Source organism: Martinezella sp. CNPSo 3964, from assembly GCF_057784375.1.
The window spans coordinates 342800-361859 of the sequence record NZ_JBXSOW010000006.1 but is presented as its reverse complement, the minus strand read 5'-3'; the positions used below and the strand labels follow the sequence as shown (position 1 = coordinate 361859).

16 protein-coding genes are annotated in these 19060 nt (G+C 56.1%); 6 read left to right on the top strand and 10 right to left on the bottom strand.

Going from position 1 to position 19060, the window contains the following annotated elements:
- Positions 1–86: 86 nt before the first annotated feature.
- Together AC13Q5_RS20755 and AC13Q5_RS20750 are read right to left on the bottom strand one after the other, a co-directional pair.
- Entirely contained in the window at positions 87–563 is a 477-nt protein-coding gene (locus AC13Q5_RS20755) for a hypothetical protein (RefSeq protein ID WP_488502994.1), read from the bottom strand.
- A gap of 370 nt (positions 564–933) precedes the next feature.
- Positions 934–3297, bottom strand: coding sequence for a putative bifunctional diguanylate cyclase/phosphodiesterase (locus AC13Q5_RS20750; RefSeq protein ID WP_075854294.1), 2364 nt, complete (start codon positions 3295–3297; stop codon positions 934–936).
- Positions 3298–3444: 147 nt separating this feature from the next.
- Between AC13Q5_RS20750 and AC13Q5_RS20745 the strand changes: the two genes are divergently transcribed.
- The 4 genes from AC13Q5_RS20745 to AC13Q5_RS20730 all read left to right on the top strand — a co-directional run bounded on the left by AC13Q5_RS20745 (position 3445) and on the right by AC13Q5_RS20730 (position 7937).
- Complete coding sequence (locus tag AC13Q5_RS20745; RefSeq protein ID WP_075853843.1) at positions 3445–4251, top strand: ABC transporter substrate-binding protein; 807 nt, start codon at positions 3445–3447, stop codon at positions 4249–4251.
- Between the two features lie 706 nt (positions 4252–4957).
- Positions 4958–6907: a pilus assembly protein TadG-related protein gene (locus AC13Q5_RS20740; RefSeq protein WP_488502993.1), complete on the top strand. Its 1950-nt coding sequence runs from the start codon at positions 4958–4960 to the stop codon at positions 6905–6907.
- Positions 6904–7503 (top strand): TadE/TadG family type IV pilus assembly protein, encoded by a 600-nt coding sequence (locus AC13Q5_RS20735; RefSeq protein WP_457881640.1) that lies wholly within the window; start codon positions 6904–6906, stop codon positions 7501–7503. Before AC13Q5_RS20740 ends, AC13Q5_RS20735 begins: the two co-directional genes overlap by 4 nt.
- Positions 7500–7937 carry a TadE/TadG family type IV pilus assembly protein gene (locus AC13Q5_RS20730; protein WP_075853841.1) on the top strand — a complete coding sequence of 146 codons (438 nt, stop codon included), beginning with the start codon at positions 7500–7502 and terminating at the stop codon, positions 7935–7937. Before AC13Q5_RS20735 ends, AC13Q5_RS20730 begins: the two co-directional genes overlap by 4 nt.
- 908 nt (positions 7938–8845) lie before the next feature.
- Here AC13Q5_RS20730 and AC13Q5_RS20725 read toward each other — a convergent pair.
- The 5 genes from AC13Q5_RS20725 to AC13Q5_RS20705 all read right to left on the bottom strand — a co-directional run bounded on the left by AC13Q5_RS20725 (position 8846) and on the right by AC13Q5_RS20705 (position 14217).
- The gene (locus AC13Q5_RS20725; RefSeq protein WP_488502992.1) at positions 8846–9301 is read right to left on the bottom strand and encodes a hypothetical protein; all 456 of its coding nucleotides are present in this window, start codon (positions 9299–9301) and stop codon (positions 8846–8848) included.
- Between the two features lie 32 nt (positions 9302–9333).
- The gene (locus AC13Q5_RS20720; protein ID WP_488502991.1) at positions 9334–10860 is read right to left on the bottom strand and encodes a tyrosinase family protein; all 1527 of its coding nucleotides are present in this window, start codon (positions 10858–10860) and stop codon (positions 9334–9336) included.
- A gap of 41 nt (positions 10861–10901) precedes the next feature.
- On the bottom strand, positions 10902–13022 hold the full coding sequence (locus tag AC13Q5_RS20715; RefSeq protein WP_488502990.1) for a multicopper oxidase family protein: 2121 nt from the start codon (positions 13020–13022) through the stop codon (positions 10902–10904).
- Between the two features lie 150 nt (positions 13023–13172).
- The gene (locus tag AC13Q5_RS20710; protein WP_488502989.1) at positions 13173–13592 is read right to left on the bottom strand and encodes a hypothetical protein; all 420 of its coding nucleotides are present in this window, start codon (positions 13590–13592) and stop codon (positions 13173–13175) included.
- Between the two features lie 289 nt (positions 13593–13881).
- Positions 13882–14217 (bottom strand): hypothetical protein, encoded by a 336-nt coding sequence (locus AC13Q5_RS20705; protein ID WP_488502988.1) that lies wholly within the window; start codon positions 14215–14217, stop codon positions 13882–13884.
- Between the two features lie 833 nt (positions 14218–15050).
- Here AC13Q5_RS20705 and AC13Q5_RS20700 point away from each other — a divergent pair.
- Positions 15051–15530, top strand: a complete 480-nt coding sequence (locus AC13Q5_RS20700; RefSeq protein WP_488502987.1) for a hypothetical protein — start codon at positions 15051–15053, stop codon at positions 15528–15530.
- A gap of 302 nt (positions 15531–15832) precedes the next feature.
- On the opposite strand, the gene AC13Q5_RS20695 is transcribed toward AC13Q5_RS20700, so the two are convergent.
- From AC13Q5_RS20695 to AC13Q5_RS20685, 3 genes are all read right to left on the bottom strand, one after another.
- Entirely contained in the window at positions 15833–16813 is a 981-nt protein-coding gene (locus AC13Q5_RS20695) for an SDR family oxidoreductase (RefSeq protein ID WP_488502986.1), read from the bottom strand.
- A 167-nt stretch (positions 16814–16980) separates the two neighbouring features.
- Positions 16981–17622, bottom strand: a complete 642-nt coding sequence (locus AC13Q5_RS20690) for an NrsF family protein (RefSeq protein ID WP_488502985.1) — start codon at positions 17620–17622, stop codon at positions 16981–16983.
- Entirely contained in the window at positions 17609–18166 is a 558-nt protein-coding gene (locus AC13Q5_RS20685) for a sigma-70 family RNA polymerase sigma factor (protein WP_457878210.1), read from the bottom strand. The genes AC13Q5_RS20690 and AC13Q5_RS20685 overlap by 14 nt, the downstream gene beginning before the upstream one ends.
- Positions 18167–18426: 260 nt before the next feature.
- Here AC13Q5_RS20685 and AC13Q5_RS20680 point away from each other — a divergent pair, with 260 nt between their 5' ends.
- Entirely contained in the window at positions 18427–19038 is a 612-nt protein-coding gene (locus AC13Q5_RS20680) for a hypothetical protein (RefSeq protein WP_488502984.1), read from the top strand.
- The last annotated feature ends 22 nt before the right edge of the window (positions 19039–19060 follow it).

The window sequence follows — 19060 nt, the reverse complement described above, 5'->3', positions numbered from 1 at the left end:
GAAATCGATATACCCAGCGCCCTAACGCGCAAAGCCCGCACGAAGCGGGCTCAGCGTTTCATTGCCTGATATTTTCAGACCTTGCCCTACTTCTCTGTTTGGGGCTTGCCAGCCTTTGCAACCCGCTTTGTCCGCGATGCCCTGGTGGGGGCTTTTACTGAAGCAGACTTGATTGAATTAGGCCGCGATTTTGCTGCACTCAGTAGCGCAGCACGGCGCGAGCGGTTATCCTCGAGTGCTTTTTGAAAGCCGGTATCCCGTTCCGCATGCAGGGCAAGATCATCAAGAAATTCGCCAACTTCCTTGACTGTCTCGACAACAACGTAGGTCAGCCCCTCCCCTGCACTAATCGCGTCACGACTAATGCTGACGCCAAACCCACCCGGAACGCGCTGAAACCACGTCGAACGCCATTTCTTGAAACCCGCTGCGTCACGCTCGTATTCTTCGAGATAATTCTTTTGTTCTGCGACCCTCAAACGAAAGGAATCAATCGCATTTCGCGTGCCGGCCTTCGGCTTATTAGCCTTCTTGGCAGACCACTTCTCAATAAAATTTGTCATACACATATGCTCCATAATGTCGAGAATCTCGAGCGGGCAGTCTCAACTCTGGGCGTACGACAATCCATCATGCATTGCAATGACAAGCCCATAACATGCAACCAATGCGCTACTTCGCATTTGGCTAATTCCACTGACATCCGACGGATCCACTTTCCCGGTTCGATGTAGCACTTGTTCTATGGTCGCATGAGAAGGCTCGAGCCGCTTTTTCAGCTGAGATGCTGAAGACCGATCTTGCGTCTAATGTTTGCTGTTCCCTCCCCACTTGTAGCTATGGTCGGAAGATGCTCACTTGCCTTTGTGACGAATATTATTCGGTGTGTCTGTTACCTTGGCGTCAAATGCTGCCGGACCATATGTTGGGTTCTCAACTGGTCTTGAGCAGTTTGTCCATGCGCTGAGGAATGCGGAAGCAATCGAGTTCGTCGAGAGGAACAGGTTTGGAGAAGAAGTAGCCCTGGAGATCAGTGCAGCCCATCGCAGCGAGAAAGTCACGCTGATATTCAGTTTCGACCCCTTCGGCTGTTGTCGCAATACCAAGACTATTGCTCAACGAGATAATAGCACTGACGATCGCAGTACCGTTGGCTTTCGTGCCGAGGAGCGAGACGAATGATCGATCAATCTTGATCCGATCAACATCGAAGCGCGTTAAATGACTGAGGCACGAATAGCCGGTTCCAAAATCATCCAGCGAAATTTGAATACCCTCGCTGCGCAACGACTTCAGTATCGAATAGATGTCTGCATAATCCTCTATGAGCGAGGATTCGGTGAGTTCGAGCTCAAGCCGGGACGGCGATAACCGGGTCTCCTGCAGTACCGCGCGCACTTCTTCGACAAAATTTGGCCTCCTCAGTTGAGAGGGAGACACGTTCACCGCGATGAATGTGTTTTCGGGCCAGTTGCAGGCCGCGGTGCAGGCTTCACGCAATACCCAGAATCCTAGTGCGTCAATAAGGCCGCCTTCTTCCGCTGCGGGGATGAAGCTCGCTGGCATCAACAGTCCACGCTGGCTATGCCGCCACCGCACGAGCGCCTCGGCTCCCGTCACGGAATATCCCTTCCCTGCTTGATGTACAGGCTGGTAGTAGACTTCTAACGCTCCGAAGTCTGGCCTGTCCGCAGCCGGCTCATCTCGCTCATCGTCATCAGGTGAAACCCGGATTTTGGATAGGACCTCCCGCAATTCGTTTTTGAGGATATCGCGCGCATTCCTGCCTCCGTCCATGGACGGCGAATAGACACTCCACCGACCCCTGCCGCCTACTTTTGCTTCGTAGAGCGCGACATCGGCATAACGCATGATATCGTCGGCATTTCGCCCCGTATCAGGCACAAGCGCAACGCCGATCGAGCAGCCAACACGCGCTACGGCTTCCCCATTCAACAATGGGAAGGGTATGCTAAGCTCCGTGACGATTGCTTCGCAGATTGCTGGCAGAGCTTGATCGTGATCTTCGATATCACGGAGAAGCAGGGCAAATTCGTCTCCTCCGAGCCGAGCGAGCGTATCTTGCGACCGAAGAAGTAAACGGACCCGATCGGCAGCCAACCTGATGAGTTCGTCGCCGGCAGCGTGGCCAAAGGTATCGTTCACGGCCTTGAACCGGTCGAGGTCAAGAAGCGCGATTGCCGACCGCTTCGTAGAGTTTTCCAATTCGGCCAAGCACTCGTCAAACCTCATCGCAAACAATGCGCGATTGGGGAGATCTGTCAGCACATCGTGGAGCGCAAGCTGTCTTGCATGGAACTCGCTTCTCTTCAACTCGCCGAGGCTTTTTCGCAGCCGCACAAGTAAGATTGTCAGGAGAAACGCCATCATCAGGGCAGCGATCGAAAGCGCCGGCATCAATCGACCGATGACCCTTGATCCCGGAAGGTCAGGCCGCCATACGATGAATCCGATCGGTTCACCATTCGTAGTATCGTCAATCTGAAATGCAACTTCGTCATCACCAGCATCGGCAGTGCGCGCGAAGCGTGCGCCGTTGAGCCCCTGTTCCCGACTCAATTCATCCAACGCCGCTCCATCCAGGAACCGTAAGACGATCACAAATTGCCATGACGGCTGCCCTTGTCCTTCGCGCAGCTCCCTAACAGCCGCGATGCCGACAATCGTCGGCCGACCCTCCAGGCGTAGCAAACTGGCCAACCCGCGATGAGCGAGAACTGCGCTTCCAGCGGGATTATCCAATGACCCGGACAAGTGCTCAGTCAACATAGCACGCTGGTGGACGGCGATGCCCGCCTTTCGAAGGAGCGGCAAAAGAAGAGGCTTCATCCAACGATAGCGCTTTTCCATCTGGCCGTCCGCCATCATGACCAGGTCGCCATGTTCGTCTACGACAAATGCCTGATCATAGCCAAAGACAGATGTCGCAGCCTGGCTAATCGCACTCCCGGCTGCTGTCGTCAAAACCGTGCTGAAGGCAGGCGAAATCGAGGATGTGCCCGAGGTCGGGTAGGCTCCATTTGCAGCAAGATAACCATTGCCGACTTGTCCAATGACACGCGCCACTTGATCAACTTGCTCTCTCAGGCGCGCGGTTACGAGCTGACGCTGTCTATCAAGTGCCGCAGAGTCACTTTCAGTTCCCGCCCACAATGCAGACAGCACGACAAGGCCAATTACTCCCAGAGCACTAGCCGCAATCAGGAAGAGAATTCTTCCCGAAGCTATCCAGGATTGTTGAAAGGACTTCGGACTGGAAGAACGGATAATGTGCAAGCGCAGATCCCCGAACAACGCTGTATTAGGATGTCATCATCAAAACAAAACTACGGTTACATGAGTGGTAACAAAGAAGCGTTCACGTAGAATTAAAAGCAACTGCGCATTATACCGGGATCGGTTACCTATTAAGGATACTCCACGATGCTGCACCTATCTGTTCAGACAATATTGCGCAGGGCATCGGCAGGTATTGGTATCGGCTTCGTTTTGGCTGCAACCTTACCATTTCCGACAACGGCGCAAGAGCATATGCCAATGAGAATTGCCGTCGAGGGCGCATTTCCACCGTTTAACTACCTCGATGCAAACAACAAGCTGCAGGGTTTTGATATTGATATCGCCAATGCGATCTGCAAGGTCGGCGAGTTTGAATGCCAGTTCATCGTCGAGAAGTGGGATGATATGATTCCAGATCTCGTCGCCAGGAAATATGACGCGATCATCTCATCCATGTCGATGAGCGACGAGCGGCGCCAGAAGGTCGCCTTCACGGAACGCTATTACAATAGCCCGTCGGTGTTCATCGTCCGAAAAGATTCACCGATCAAAGATGTGAGCCCTGCCGCCCTTACCGGCAAGAACCTCGGAGTGACATCTTCGACAGCGCAGCAATCCTTTGCCAAACATCTCTATCCGCAGACGCATGAGACGGTCTTTCGGTCTTCACCTGAATTGTACAAGGGACTATCGGACGGAAGTGTTGACATCATTTTGGAAGATAAGCTTGCCATCTATGACTGGATCGCGAACACAAAGGCGGGAAGCTGCTGCGAGTTCCGAGGACCGGATCTGGTTGACGCAACATATTTTGGCGATGGTTCCGGAATTGCGGTGCGGTTGGATGACAGCGAACGCCTTGCGCGCCTGAATGCAGCATTGAAGTCCATCAAGGCGGACGGGACCTATGACATGATCAACGCAAAGTATTTTCCATTCAGCATCGAGTAGTCCTGCAAGGAAAGTCAAGCCACTGTTATCATTGTCGCTTTTGTCAAAAGCCACGTAACCAGAAGCGTGAACCTGCAAGCTTTTGCGCGCATCATCCGAGGGCAAAGGGTGCCCGGCGGCAGGCGGACTGATGACGCAGGTGGCCTCAAAATCAATTTTCAAACAGCCATCTCAGATTGGTGAGGGCACTGCCGCGCGCAGCCCAACCGGAAGCCAGCGCAGAAGTGCCGCGAAGCGACAATCACCTTCGCGACAAGCGTTGCCCCATGGCGAAATTTAGTTTTCGTGGCGTAGCAGAGCTATCTGCCTCAACTCTAAAACGATCAGCTATTCAAATAGTCTCTATCCGAATTTCGTAGAGCCTATCCAATTCCAGCACAATAATAAGTCATACTTTTAGGCATTAAGAATCCGTTGAGGATCCCGCCAGCCTATTGCGTGCGCGAAGATGAGCTTCGCGCCGCAGCAGGGTCATCCCTTCATTTCGCGTGGGCATTGGCGACCTTTTTGCGTGTCCGTGAGATGACCTCGCTTCCGGCTTCCAAAACGCCTGATTCCGTAAACCGATCGCACGTCCTCAAAGGAACTGAGCGGATGGATATCAATCCATACTCTTTGCGAGGCTCCTTCGCGGACGATGTCGACCGATGAGAGAAGTCTCAGCCACAAGCGCAATATTTGAAATTTGATTTTTAGAGGAATAGCTTTGATCCAATTCATCCGATTGGCCCTCTGGCATGGGCGTTCGCTCGGCACGGACCGGCGCGGCAGCATTGCCATCATGAGCGCCCTTTGCCTGCCCCTCGTCCTGGGATTTGCCGCTCTGTCTATCGAGTACGGATACGGGCTGCTTGTGCGGGACGAAAATCAGCGAACGGCAGACCTTGCCTCCTATGCCGGAGCTCTTGCCTATAGCGGCACGAATTCCGAAGATCAGATGAGAGAAGCGGCCCTTCGCGTGGTCAAGCTCAATGGCATCGACACGACAAACGCTACGGTCTCGCTGACAACTTCACCGAAAGATGCGCGCAATCAGGCAGTTCATGTGGGAATTACCACAACGAACACTCTTTTCCTGGCGCCTATTCTGGGCGCCTCCCCCAAGCTGGACATCGCAGCTGAAGCCTATTCCTCTTTGGGCGCAGCCGAAAACGGCTGCATTATAGCGCTCGATAAATCATCCGGTGGCGTAACCCTATCCGGAGGCGTTCAGGTCAATGCCGGCAACTGTTACGTTGCCTCCAACAGTAATCTGGTGGCTCCCTGTGGAACGAAGATCACCGCCAAAAGCGCCACATATGACGAAGGCTCTTCCCAGCCCTGCCCTTGGTCTGCCAACATCGTACGCACGGACGGGAGTCAGGCGCCTGTCACACAGCAATATACCAGCGATCCCTTAAGCGGTAATGCCGGCATAGGTGCACTGACCAGTCGCTTCGACACCATCCGTAGCGCTTCATGGCCGAGCAAGGCGATGGTCGGCAACAGCCCAGATGTCGAATTTGGCGGCAACTCCTCTCCGGTAGACACCGCATCCGCCATTCAGGCGATAGGATGCACCTATGATCCAGGTAACTATAATCAGTACTGGACCACCAAGTGGGATATTACCTGTTCAGGCTCGAAGATCAGCATTGGCTCCCTGCTTGTGCACGGTAACGTCCAAGTCAACTTCAACATCGGCGGCAACAAGAATATCGTCTACAGCTTCTCCGGCAAGGTCCAGAACGACTTCGGCACGAAACTCGTCTTCGGCAATGGCATCTTCAAGGTTGCCAAGGGGGTCTATGGAGCCGACCTGACCTTCGGTGCCGGAACATTCCATTTTGGAATGGGCGACCAGGTTTGTGGCGACGGCCGCTACAGCCTATGCAGCTCCGGGAAAGTTCTGATCGGCGGCCCCAGCACGTTTATCTTGAATGCTGGCTTTTATACGGGCGCCGGTGCGACCTTGAAACTAGGCGCCGGAACATCCAACAGCTACACGATCGGTAAATCCAGCAGCAACAACGGCATCGGGCTCGACGGGGGATCAATCACCTATCTTGCGGACGCAACCACTGGAACGGGTAGCTTCCGCGTCAACGGCAACATCAACGGCGGTGGCGGCGGCAGTTGCATCACAATTCCCGCCAGCGCTCAGCATGACATATCCGGCAATGTCAACCTTGCAGGCGGGGCAAGGTTGGGAGCCGGCATCTATACGGTCGACGGATATTTCTCCGCAAATACGGGCGGCGCAAGCTGCGGCGATCCGATCGCGATTTCCGGAAAGGATGTGACGCTCGTTGTTTCCGGCGTTGCCACGCCATCCGACTGGGAATGCGGTGGAAAGGCCTTCTGTCTGACCGGCGGAAACGCGATCAGCCTCACCGCACCGCAATCCGGAAGCAATGCGAACCTCGCCGTCATCGGCCCTCAATCTTCAGGCAATACAGCCGGGGCAGAAATAACGTCCGGTGGCATCGGTACCATCTCGGGAGCTTTCTATTTTCCGTACGGCAAGATCGATTTCGGAGGCGGCGGCTCGCTCAGTAACGCGCCGGGCGGATGTCTTCAACTGATTGGCGCTAGTATTTCATTGTCTGGCGGTTCTCAGGCCATGTCCGAATGCACCCTGTCGACGGGCGGCGGAAAGGTGGCCTTGGTCCAATGAAATTGCTTCCATTTTCTCCTCGAAAATTCAAACGAACACTTTCCCACCACGCCGACGCCTTGGGTCGGGATGACCGTGGTAATGCAGCCGTCGAATTCGCTGTGCTTGCCCCGGTCTTCCTCTTCATCATGGCAGTCAGTTTTGACATGGGCAGCCTGATTTTCGCACGCTTCCAGTTGGAGGCCACGATCTCGAACACTGCCAGCTACGCACTGGTTCATGCTGATCAGGTCGATGGTCTAAACGACAGCCTGCTGGCCAAGAGCGTCGCTCTGATGATCGCCGGACAGTACCCATCGACCGGTGCCAGCGCCTCAATCGCAATCAATGACGGCGTGCAAGCCAATTTCGACGGAGCCACAATCAGGATCGATGGCACTCCTGCTTCCACGGGCGCCTGCTATTGCCCGAGCGGATCGGCGGCCTCTTTCGTTTGGGGATCTCAGCAGACCTGTAGCTCGTCATGCCCCGATGGAGCAAACGCGGGCAAATATCTGGTGATCTCTGCCAAGCAGACCTATGCACCATTGTTTTCTGGCTACAATATTGTCAACGACGGCTATATTTACGCAAGCGCTGTGGTGCAGCTCAAATGATCCGCCGCTTGAGAAAATTCTGGCGCTCACACGAGGGAGCCAGCGCCGTGGAATTTGCCATGGTCATGCCGCTGTTCCTGCTGATGCTGTTTGGTATCATGGAATTCGGCCGGCTGTTCTGGACAAGCCATGCCCTTCACGAAACAGCAATTGCGACAGCCCGTTGCATGGGTATTCCACAAGTCGAATGCGAGGATGGAAGTGCCTACAGCGCTTCCAAAACGATTACCTTCGCTCAGACGAAGGCGGCTGGTTGGGCGGTCGCCCTTGATGAGACGTCGATTTCTTTGAACAATGCCGCCAGCTGCTATGGTCTGGATGGTTTTTCGCAGGTTACGCTTACCTACAAGTTTGCAACCTTGCTGCCGGAGCTTTTAACGTCACTGGCAGGAGGTACGGATTTGACCACCCAGGCATGCTACGCAAATCAATGAGCAAAAGAGGCACGTCAAATTGCCTGAGATAGCGACAGCCCTTATCCATTAAGATTATCGGTCGGAAAGCTTCACCGCCTTGTCATCCACGTTTGACGCGCTGCTTGATCTCGCGGCCGTACCGTTCCGAATGCCGCCTGCCTTTCTGGAGGGCTTGACACTCCAGTCCGATACGGTGAACGGGAAATTCATTATCTTCGATAGGTTTGCCGCCGCTTTAAGCAGATAGTCCCGATCTTCCGTCATTTAATTTGCTCATAGAATATTGGTTGAAGGAATGCGGGATAACTTGCGACAGGCAAAAATGTGATCAGCCAACGTGATGCAAAATGGGCTCATACGCGCAGGAGCGCTTGGTCACCCATCAGGGAAGCAGCGACGTCCCTACTGCGAAGATCGACATATGCGCGTCGCAGATCAAGCTCATCAGTCAAGCCTTCGCAAAAGTCGTGAATAATGGAGACGGCTAGAGCCTGGCGTTCCTGCTTCGTCATAACTCGATTCTGGGCGCAGGCATGATAGAAGACACGCTGACAGAGATCGATGCTCTCTCTGTTCGTAAATGTACCTGTACGAATAGCATGGCTTCTAAACATTTTTGGTCGATCCGCTACATTGCGAAGATAGATCCTGAGCTATGGTTCAGACCTTGCGCGTGGCTCGCGCCGGGACGCATGAGACGTTCATCTTGCGAACCGAATATCCACTTTACGCAATGATTTGCATCTGCCTTACTACGGCTCGCACCAGCCCAGGAATACTGCAATCGTGACGGCTCCGCTTCTTGCCATGGTCTCATCATTCGATTTCGTTCGCATGCCGACCCATAGCAGCTTGACCGTTAGTGATCAGGGAACCACTCAAAGTGAGGAAGATCCCCACCAAGCGCCGAGTGGCAGCAAGCCCCGCTATTCGATGCCTGCGCTACCGATCGTGATACTAGCACCTGTCCCGTCGCCCGTTTGAGGCTCGAGACCAATCTCGACTGTTTGCGGTTGCCGGCAACTCGGCTCGTCGGGCAGCGGAAAGCCGAACCGCTGAGGGTTGCTTCCGCGCGACACGGAAAACGCTTCGTTCGGAAAAATGCCAAAACGGCCGATTTCCCGCAGCGCCTCGCCGCAGCGCACAGAAACAACTATCGTGACGGACCCCGATTTCGACGGTTCGTATGCGTTGACTGTTACGACAATCCGTTTGCCGCCATTGCCCGGTGCGCGCTCGGCCACGCCATCGATGGCTATCGTTACCGGCTTGTCGACCGTCGCCTGCATGTCGCTCCCACTGGCTTGGATCGGGCTACCGATGCGCAGCATCGTGAACGCCACCACACAAATAGCGATCAGCATCCAACGATGATAGCGCATCGATCTCTCCATAATCGATCCTGATCCCAATTTTAAGCGGACACTATGGCTATTTCCAGTTTCGCGGGCTTCACGGTGCCGGGTTTGCCCGCCCCTGCTCCAACGGGAACCAGTTGCAGATCGATGGCCTCGCCATCCGTTTGCCCTCTTGCGCCATAGACCCGCTGAATGGCGTCCGTGAGGTCGAGGACGAAGGATGGCAACGGGTGATGGCCGCCACCGTGATGATCGCCCTTGTGTCCAAGCACGGCGAAAGAGCCGACATAATGCGGATCGGTGACCGGCGTATCGGCCTTCAGTTCGTTCTTGCCGAGAAAAACATGAACGCTTGTCGTGCTCGCGCTGGTGATTTCGACATCCCGAAGAAACGCCAGGACTCGGGGGGCGGAAGCCGCCTGCTCCTGGGCTGCGCCGAAATCCATCGTGTCCATGCCGGAGGGCAAAGGCGGCTGGCTGACGATATCCTGCAAGGCGCCTGCCGGGATCTTGATCGGCAACGACAGCGGTGCGCTTGCCGTCGCCGCCTTGCTGTTGTCCGTCGAGACAGTCGTTACGCCGGCGATTGCAGCATCGGTTGCCGTCGCCGCGATCACGGAGGTGAGCTTGTCGTTGAGAGCCAGGGTCTTGGCGCTCGCCGCCGCCACCTTGAAATAGTTTCGGAAACCATAGGTGTATCCGAGTTCCTCCGGAACATAGAGTTCGGAGACTTTCGGGGACCAGAACTGACCGTCGACATTGTAGAAATTGTCGGTGAACTGCATGTCGGTCCAGAGCCGATCCGCACTGTTGATGTGGCGCAGATTCCAGGTCGCCCAGATGCGGTCGATATTGCCGTGATGCATGAAGAAGATCGGGTCGCGTGGCGACGACCATGTCGGCATGAAGCCGCCTATGTTGTTGTGTACCTGGTTATGCGGAGTGGATTCCAACGTCCCCTGCGTGCCGGTACTGGTGATAACCCAGGAGGGATCGAGCGAGTTCTGCCCGGCGGGGCGAGTAGTGCCGAAAACCTCGTATGGCGTCGCCGTCAGGATGGTATTGAGAACCCCCGGCCCGACGATATTGTCCGGCATCGGTTGCTTGATCGGCCAGGTGCGCGACGATACGTAAAGGGGATTGTCCTTGCCGTCAGGCGTCTTTTGCATGGTGAATACTTCGGGCAGGTACGGATTGGCGGTCCAGTCCCAGAATGGCATGGCGAAATCGTTGTTCTTGGTCACATGCCGGACGATGCGCTCGTACATCGCCGTATAGGCCCTGTGCCACGGCAGGAAATACCAGTTGCCATGCGGGCAATATTTGACGCCGGCATCACTTCCATGGATTTCCGACAGATTAACCCAGTTGAATTTCTCGGTGGTGGGCAGCGCTTGGAGAATGCGCACCGCGTCACGATACGTCGCAACGATCGGATCGTTCCAGGCCAATCCCTGAAGAGAACGCCGCCAGGGAACCGGCGGTATCTGCGCGAATGCCTTCATGCCCGGCAATCCGCTGGCGAGCAGGCCCGCCCCGATAACGCCGCCCTGAACGATGACAGATCTGCGTGTGATGTTCATCTTACTCTCCCTTGGGTTCAAAAAGCTGTTTCTGGCTGAGATCAGTGCTGCATGGTGGCCGGCTGCTGACCGTCGGCCGGGCGCAGCAGCCGTGCACAATTCGCTCCGCCGCCGCCGTTCGGCAGGTCGATGCAGACATTCTGCATCATCCCCTGATCCTCATGATCGAGGATGTGGCAATGCAGGACGTATTCGCCGATGAAGCGTTCATATCGGGTGCGGATCTTGATCTTGTAGGTCGACGTGGCGAGCTTGGCCGGAAAGTCGGCGGGATTGCTGATCAGGCTCTTCACCCAGAGCGTATCCTTCCAGACGCCCTTAAGGCCTGGATATTGCGGATCGACGACCCCACCACCCCGATCGATCGCTCCAGGCGCGCTGACGTCGACGCCGTTCGGGTCGAGGATTTCCACGATCTGGAAAGGATTGACGTGAATGTGGAACGGATGGCCGACGAAAGCCGATTGCAACGTCCATTCCTCAACGCCCCCCAGCGGCAGGGCACGATCGACATAATTGGGATCATAAGAACGCGGCTTGAATGTCGCCGGATCGAAGTTCTTCGGGTCGAAGGATTTGTTGCCGACCTCGAACTTCGCGACATTGCCGCTCAGGTCGATGAAGAAGACCAGTTCCTGCGTCCCGGTGATTTCGTCGTCGGTGACATCAGGATGCGGCACGAAGCGGGTCAGCTTGAGGCCATTTCTGAGATCGGCGATGACGGCGGCTCGGACATCGGTGGGCATTGTCCGCTGCGCAGCCGCAACGAGCGTGTCCGTGAGCGCCGTGTCGATATTGCTGACCGGCGTTCCGGCCGCGACCGACACGGTAGCAAGCAATTGCCGGTCCTGATCGGCGCGCGTCACGCTTGCAGTGCCGGGCAACGGCTCGTTGACCACACAGTAGTCGCCGGTCGTTGGGAACATGACGAGCGCGTCGAAGCGATAACCCGGCTGCAGCGTTGCGGTTTGTGTGGAACGGGCAACCGCGGTCGTCAGCCCGTCCGCCGCGACGATATGATATGGGATAGCCTCCCCGGCGCAGTTCTGTCTGATGTAGTCGGCTGCCGCTTCAGGCGTAGTCGCCCTATATTCGGGAGCGCCCTGACGGCGCGGACGGAAAGCAACGGTGATGGTTTCACGCACGCCGCCATGTATCATCCGCCAGCGTTCGACTTGGCCCGCCTTCGACTGAAAGCGCGGCTGGACCAGCCCGTTGATGGTCGTATAGCGCCCCGATTCTCCCCAGGTTCCAGGTCCGAACTGGTCATAGTTGCGGATCTCGCCCACATCTCCGGGATCGCAGACCCAGGCAACGACCTTGCCATCCACCACCCGCGTCTTGATCTGGCCCTTCGCATCGAAGCAGGCATATTGGATCTGCTGGAAAACGAGCAACTGCTCTTGCATTGGCTTGCCGTCGGCATTCTTCAGCAGGGTATCGAGATCGCCATTGGCATTCTGTGTCGGCAGGCGATTGCCGCGCACGACCAAAGCGCCGGCCATGCCGCTGGATACCTGAAGCGCGGTCGAGCCGTGCCGGTGCGAGTGATACCAGAAGGTGCCGGCGGGATGCTCGTCCGGCAGATCGTAGAAATAGGTGAAGCTCTTGCCGGGATTGATCGAGATCAGGACGTTGTCGCTGTTGCCGGTCGGGCTCACCCAAAGACCGTGGGAATGCAGGTTCGTGCCGTTGAAGCAATGCGGCTGATTGGCATCGCCATGCCCGGCGCAAGTGCCGTCATCGGGAAGCTCGTTGTGGAGCGCGACCGTGATCCTCTCGCCGGGCGCGGCCTCGATGACCGGAGCGACATAGGGTGCATTTGGATTGACGCCGGCACCCGTATAGCCACGAAGCCTGACCTTGTCGACGCGGCCGGTCACCGGATTGTAGATGCCGTTCTCGATGAATTTCACCGTCAGGTCGAGCTGCCTGCGGCCTGAGGTCGTCACCGCCGCCTGAGACTTCTTCAACCCGCTAGTCGGTAACCGGCTCATCGGTGCGGCACCAGGATGGGTTTCTTCCAGAACCGGTGGATTGGAAAAGAGCGGTTCCGCCTGCTGCCCGAAAGCCGGCATCGACAGGCCGCATGCCGCAAGGGTCGCAGATATCGCTAAGCCATTTCGCCAGATAGTCCCCATTGCCATCCTGTTCACCGACATCGCATATCTCCCCTATATCGGCCGAATCCCCGAGATTCGCGGCATCAAGTCGCCGCGACAACGTCTTCACCCCACACGTTCGGCCTCTCGGTGCAGAGAGCGCGGCGAACGAGCCGGCAACTTCAATGCTGAAATGAAATAGCTTCGCGATCAGGCCTGCCTGACGGCGATGAACGAAGCGACATAACCGGCCGGAGAGCCGTTATGCGGCTTCGCGCGAATAACCGAACCGACGAAGGCCGGAACCTGGTTCACGCCGTTCGGCCAGGTAAAGGCATCGGTGCCGTGATAGTCGTATTGCCAGCCCGCGGTTGGCGTCCCCGATCGCCCGACACCCACCATCTTGATTCGAGCCTCTCCGCCCTCGACCGGCACCACGGTTCCAGTGAGGTCAAGAAAGTAGCCCGAACCCATATCGAGCGTGCCAGTCACATTGCCGCCCGAAACAGCAAGCGTGAACACGCCTTCGCCGAAGATATTTTGAAGCGCTTTCTGCGCATCGTCCCCAATGAGCGCAGGATCGTTTCGATAGCTTCTGTAAGTCCAGCGGCCCTGCAACGAAAAAGACATGTCGCACCCCCAAATAGCCTCTAATGACGTTCCCGCCAGTTGTATTAAGACACGCTCTCGCATGTCCTTTCTGCTGCCATGAGGCAGCACGATAAAGGAGAGTGCGTGTGAAACTTACAATTTCAGAGGGTATATAAAAGCGACTACATTAGCAATACGTCATATTAAAATAATATGCTTTATTTGCATCGCGATGAACCGAAGGCGCAGCAGGAGCGAGCCAATTCCAAGCACCTTTCCACCAGCACCGACGGATAACGCCAATTGTCGACGGCTATAAGAGACCTGCTTAAACAAGCTTGTCAGCGGGAAAGTGATCAGCCAGCGCCGTATCCATATCACTTGGCGCATATCGGCCGTAGAGTGATCGAAGTTTAGCCCGTTGAACACCTGACATGTTCCGGGAAAAGTCGCTCAGTGCCCAAAACATGGCGATCCTTTCCAACTGAGCCGGATTGGTTATTCCGCATCGAAACAGGCCGACCAGTGCGACAGCAAAGCCGTCTCGGCTGTATTGAGTATCATCGAACCAGCTCTGCGCCGTAGCTAGGTCAAATACCCGCTTGGTGACTTCGAGCTCGTCCTGCGACAAACCTTTCTGTGCGAGACGTTTCAATCTTTCCATGATCGGTTCCATCGCGAGACTGCCGACAACGCCACGTAGGCTTGCCACGACTGAGATTGCCATATGCCGCCCAAGCCAAGCACTTCCGCTGCTTGACTGTACCCATAGCGGTGCAACATGGGCCAGCCTGCTCGGCAGCGCGAAACAACACGGGTCCTCGACACCGATAAACGGCTGCCTTGCAGGCATGATCGAGGTCACCTCACGGCGCATGCCTAAATCGGCTACGCTCGCTTTTCTCGCGAGCCAGCCCAGTCTTATTGGTTTATGAAGTGAGCTTGGCATATTTCGATCAATGACGCGCGTTGCATTAGCGTTGCGCATGCAAAAGGTGCATTAACAGCAAATACAATACCATCAATTGCAAACGATCTTGTGTCATCACGCGTGTTGGTGACGGCGCATAAGCAATGGCGTACACATGTCGGGGCTGAAGCCACCAGGAATAAAGCTCTTGAAGAGATAAGCACCCACGAAGATCGAATCAGCCATATCGACTTCTGAGCAAAATCCTCTAATTATATCAAATACCTGTTACAATATTTAGTGCCAAGATCTACTTCACGACACGATACAAGACTGGCTCCGGTTCGCGCCGTAGCCATTCAACGTCGCGATAACAGACTGTTGCCCATCCCAGCAAATCACGGCCGATATATTCGATCACGGGATCCCAGTGAAGCTATGCAGCTCGTTTACGCCAGGCTGCTTCGTCCGTGCCGACGAAGATCTCGTGTGATTCCGGGACAATGCCCTTGAGATGGCATGATATCTGTTGACCTCCGATCGGTGTTCGTGACTTCCTCTGACACGAGACACGTCAGAGGGCTGCCATGTATCGCTTCTCCATCATCTTGGCCGCATGTGTATTCGCCACGTCGGTTGTTGCCGCGGACTTCAAACTGTACGAAAACGGCCGCTTCGAGTACGCGATCGACCTTCCAGCAGACTTCAAAACGGTTCAGACGCCCGACAACGGCGACGGAATTGGTCTCCACAGCGCCGACGGAACGGCGAAGCTATCGGTCTGGGGCAACTATCTGACGGAAGGCGGCTTCAGCCAGGAGAGTGACCTTCGGAAGAAGTTCGAGATCGAGGACGGATGGAAGTTCACCTACGAGAAACGGGGTTCATCATGGGCGAGCTTTTCGGGAACCAAGGGCGACCGGATCATCTACATGCGGCAAATCGCGCTCTGCGATGACGCAATGGGGAACTTCACATTCGAGTACCCCGCTGCGCAACAGAAGCGGTTCGGGCCGTTGGTTGACAGGATGGTGAAGACGCTTGAGGCACTGAAGCGCTGCGACTGAGAGCCGCGGGCTGAGTCATTACAGAGCGTGCCGCATTGCGCGCCAGAATATCGACAAGTTCGTTGTCACCAGCCCGGGAATGTCCGTTGCATCATTCCGTTACGACATGGGAGCCGTTCCAGAAGGCGGTCGAATTGCTGCCAGGATGTGAGGATTTCAATCCGATCTTACAGAAGCAAACAAAACCAACTCTTTCAATAAATTATGAGCGCGCAGCAGGTAGTCGTAAAATGCGCAAGTGGATCATTCTCAGCTGGTAATCAGCAGGCAGAGCCCTAAGCAGCACTCGAAAGATGCCTCTCCTATCCCAAAGCGCCTTGCGCTGCGCAAATTCTGTCGATCAGAGCATCGAGCTCACCCTTTGGGGGACGATTTTTGGAAAGGCGGCGCTTCAAATGCATGATCGGTTCGGCGAGGATTTCTTCCAAGTTCTCGGCGCAGGTGAAGTCGCCGGCAACGCGCTTGACCTTCGAATTATCAAAGATCGCGGTCCAGGCCTTGTCGCCGACCAAGGGGCCTATCCAATCCGGATTATACTTGATCAGCGTATCCGTCGGCACGTGGACGATTTTCGCCTCGACACCCAGCAATCTGGCGACCGCCTTCTGAATATCATCCCATATATGGGCGCGATCGGAGGTGATGTGGAAGATTTCATTGAGGGCTGCCTGCTTGCCGAAAAGCGCGACGAAAGGCACTGCGAAATCGACCGAGCGCGTCAGTGTCCACGGCGTGTGTCCATCACCCGCGACAATCGTGGGCTCACCATCCAGCATGCGCCTCGCCATTATGTCGCTGTCACCCATCATGATGGGCAGGCCGGTGCGTACGGTGTGACTGGGACGGACGATCGTCCAGGCCAGCCCCTTTGACGCCATGAGCAGCTCCTCGCAGGCGATCTTGGCCTGACTGTAGGGCCAGTAGGGATTGATCGCCGGCGTCTTCTCGGTGATGACATAGTGGCGTGCCGGCTTCTCGTAGACCGAAGCCGAAGAGATGAAAATGTACTGGCCGCAATTGCCCGCAAACACCTCGATGTCTCGCGCAATCTGATCCGGCGTGAACGCGATAAACTGGCATATGACGTCATAGTTGGCCCTGGCGAGATCGGCATAGGCAGCCGATCCGAGTTCGCCGGTGATTGAAATCACACCTGCAGGCAACGGGTCGCCCCTCAGGCCGCGGTTGTAGACACTGACGCGATGTCCCTCGCCAACAGCACGCTCGACGCAGGGATATGAGATTTGGCCGGTACCGCCAATGAAAAGCACGTTCAAAGCCATGTGAAGGATCTCGGCGTCTAATTGGTAGGATCAATGACTACCATTCATAACGCGAAAAAGCCTTATCGTCTCCCCTTGATCGCTCTTGCGACGACCATCACCGTCAGAAAACCGGTGCGGCTTCAGATCGGCAGCGTGCGTGGGCCAGTCGGCTGGCGAAAACGAAGCTACCAGCGCAGGCTGACTTTGCCGGCCAGGCTTCCGAACAGCCCACTCAGCAGGATGCCGAGCGTGTACCATATGGCGATGAATGGGATACCGTTTTCGACACAGGCCCAGGAATATACCCAGCCGCCGACGCCCCCGGCGCAAGCACCCGCCACGAAGCCGGCAAGCACCGGACGCGTGGGGGCGGCACGCCTGAGAAACCACATGTTGGCGCAAAAAGCCGGAATGCCGAAAGCCACGATCAGGAACGGGCAAAAGGACGCCGAGTATCCGACGATGAGACCGGGATAGGATGAAGCCGGCGACAGTGCGAGCTGAACGAACGCCAGCAGCACGACGATAGCGAACGCCACAGCCAAGACCCGAACCATGCTGCCAGTCGAACCGTCGGGCCGCGCAACCCGCTCAAGAGCGACGATCGTCGCGCTCATCAATATGACGGTATACAAAAACTTCACCCAGAACGCTGCGACCGTCACCTGATGCAGATGCGGGCGAAAATGAAGCGAAATGAGCAGGGCAGCAGCCGCACCGATGACGCCGACAACGATCGCAACTGCAAGCCGCATTCGCAACGCATGACGGTGAACCGGGGTGAGGTCGCTCACCAGAGCTTCGATGAACTCATCATTTTTCGTCATTGGCAAAACCCAGCTTGCGGCCAATCGCACGCATCCCGCGATGAATGCTGACACGAACCATTGCTTCAGACTGCCCGGTCTCGATCGCGGCTTCGGCGGTGGTCTTTCCGGCGATCTTCACCTGCCGCAAAAGCTCCCTCTGCTTGGCGGGCAATTGATCGAGAAGGCGATCGACGTCGAGGTGAGCAAACAGCGCCTCCTCTCGAAATTCAGCCGCGATCTCGTCTTCCAACGCAATTTCGACGCCCTTCTTGCGGCCATTTGCCCGGAAATGATCAATCAGCTTGTATTTCGCGATCTGGAAGAACCATGCGGTAAACGGTCGATCCCGATCGTAGGTAATGCGCCGGCCATGCACTGCCAAAAGCACCTCCTGGACCAGATCCTCGGCATCGCGATCGGCATTGGACCCAAGCCGCCGCCGATAAAACGTCAAAAGCAGATCCCGCAGAATGACGAGCAAGCGCCTGTATGCAGCTTCATCGCCATCAAGCGATAGAAGCATCAAACCTTTCAGGACCTGTTCCGACACTGATTTAGTCATCCACGGGCAGTCATTCGTTGATCGGCGCTACTTGTTACATCCTCATCCGAATTTTTTGTCCCCCTTCTTGCGATCACAACGGCGTGATCTCTGTAACGCATTCGCGAAGGCGTCGAATGAGGGGGCGGAATTAAGAGACAATCCGGTGTCGTCGACACGACGCCATTTGCGGATTGCCCCGTTTCCAAAGCGATCACCCTACCCGCTCCAGATAGCCGGATGGGGATCATGTCGAGAAGATCGAAGATATGGAGAGCAGAATGTCGCTCACGAAGTTGAAGATCATGGGTATGGCGCTGGCGCTCGGCGCGATGACCACACTATCCGCGCATGCTGCCGACAAGGCGCGCGTTCGCGGCGTCGTGGAAAGCCTCAGCGGCGATACGCTGATGGTCAAATCGCGCGAAGGCAAGGATGTGACGATCAAGTTGAAGTCCGGATGGGCCGTCAACGGCATCGTCAACGCCTCCGTGACGGACATCAAGCCCGGGGATTTCGTCGGCATCGCTTCCGTTCCGACCGACAGCGGCGTCAACGGCGCGCTTGAAGTGCTGATCTTCCCGGCCGCCATGAAGGGCACCGGCGAGGGCGATTACGGCTGGGATCTGAAGCCGAAGAGCTCGATGACCAATGCGACTGTTGCCAGCGCCGTCGCCTCGGTCAACGGACCCACCCTGTCGCTCACCTACAAGGGCGGCGAGAAGAAGATCTCGATCCCGCCGGGCACACCGGTCGTCACCTTCGGCACAGCAACGAAGGACGACATCAAACCCGGCGCCGGTGTCATCATCAACGGCACGACCGCTGGAGACAACACGGTTGAATCCGACCGTGTTCTGGTCGGCATAAACGGCGTCATTCCGCCAATGTGACGCATCCATGCCGACATCATGG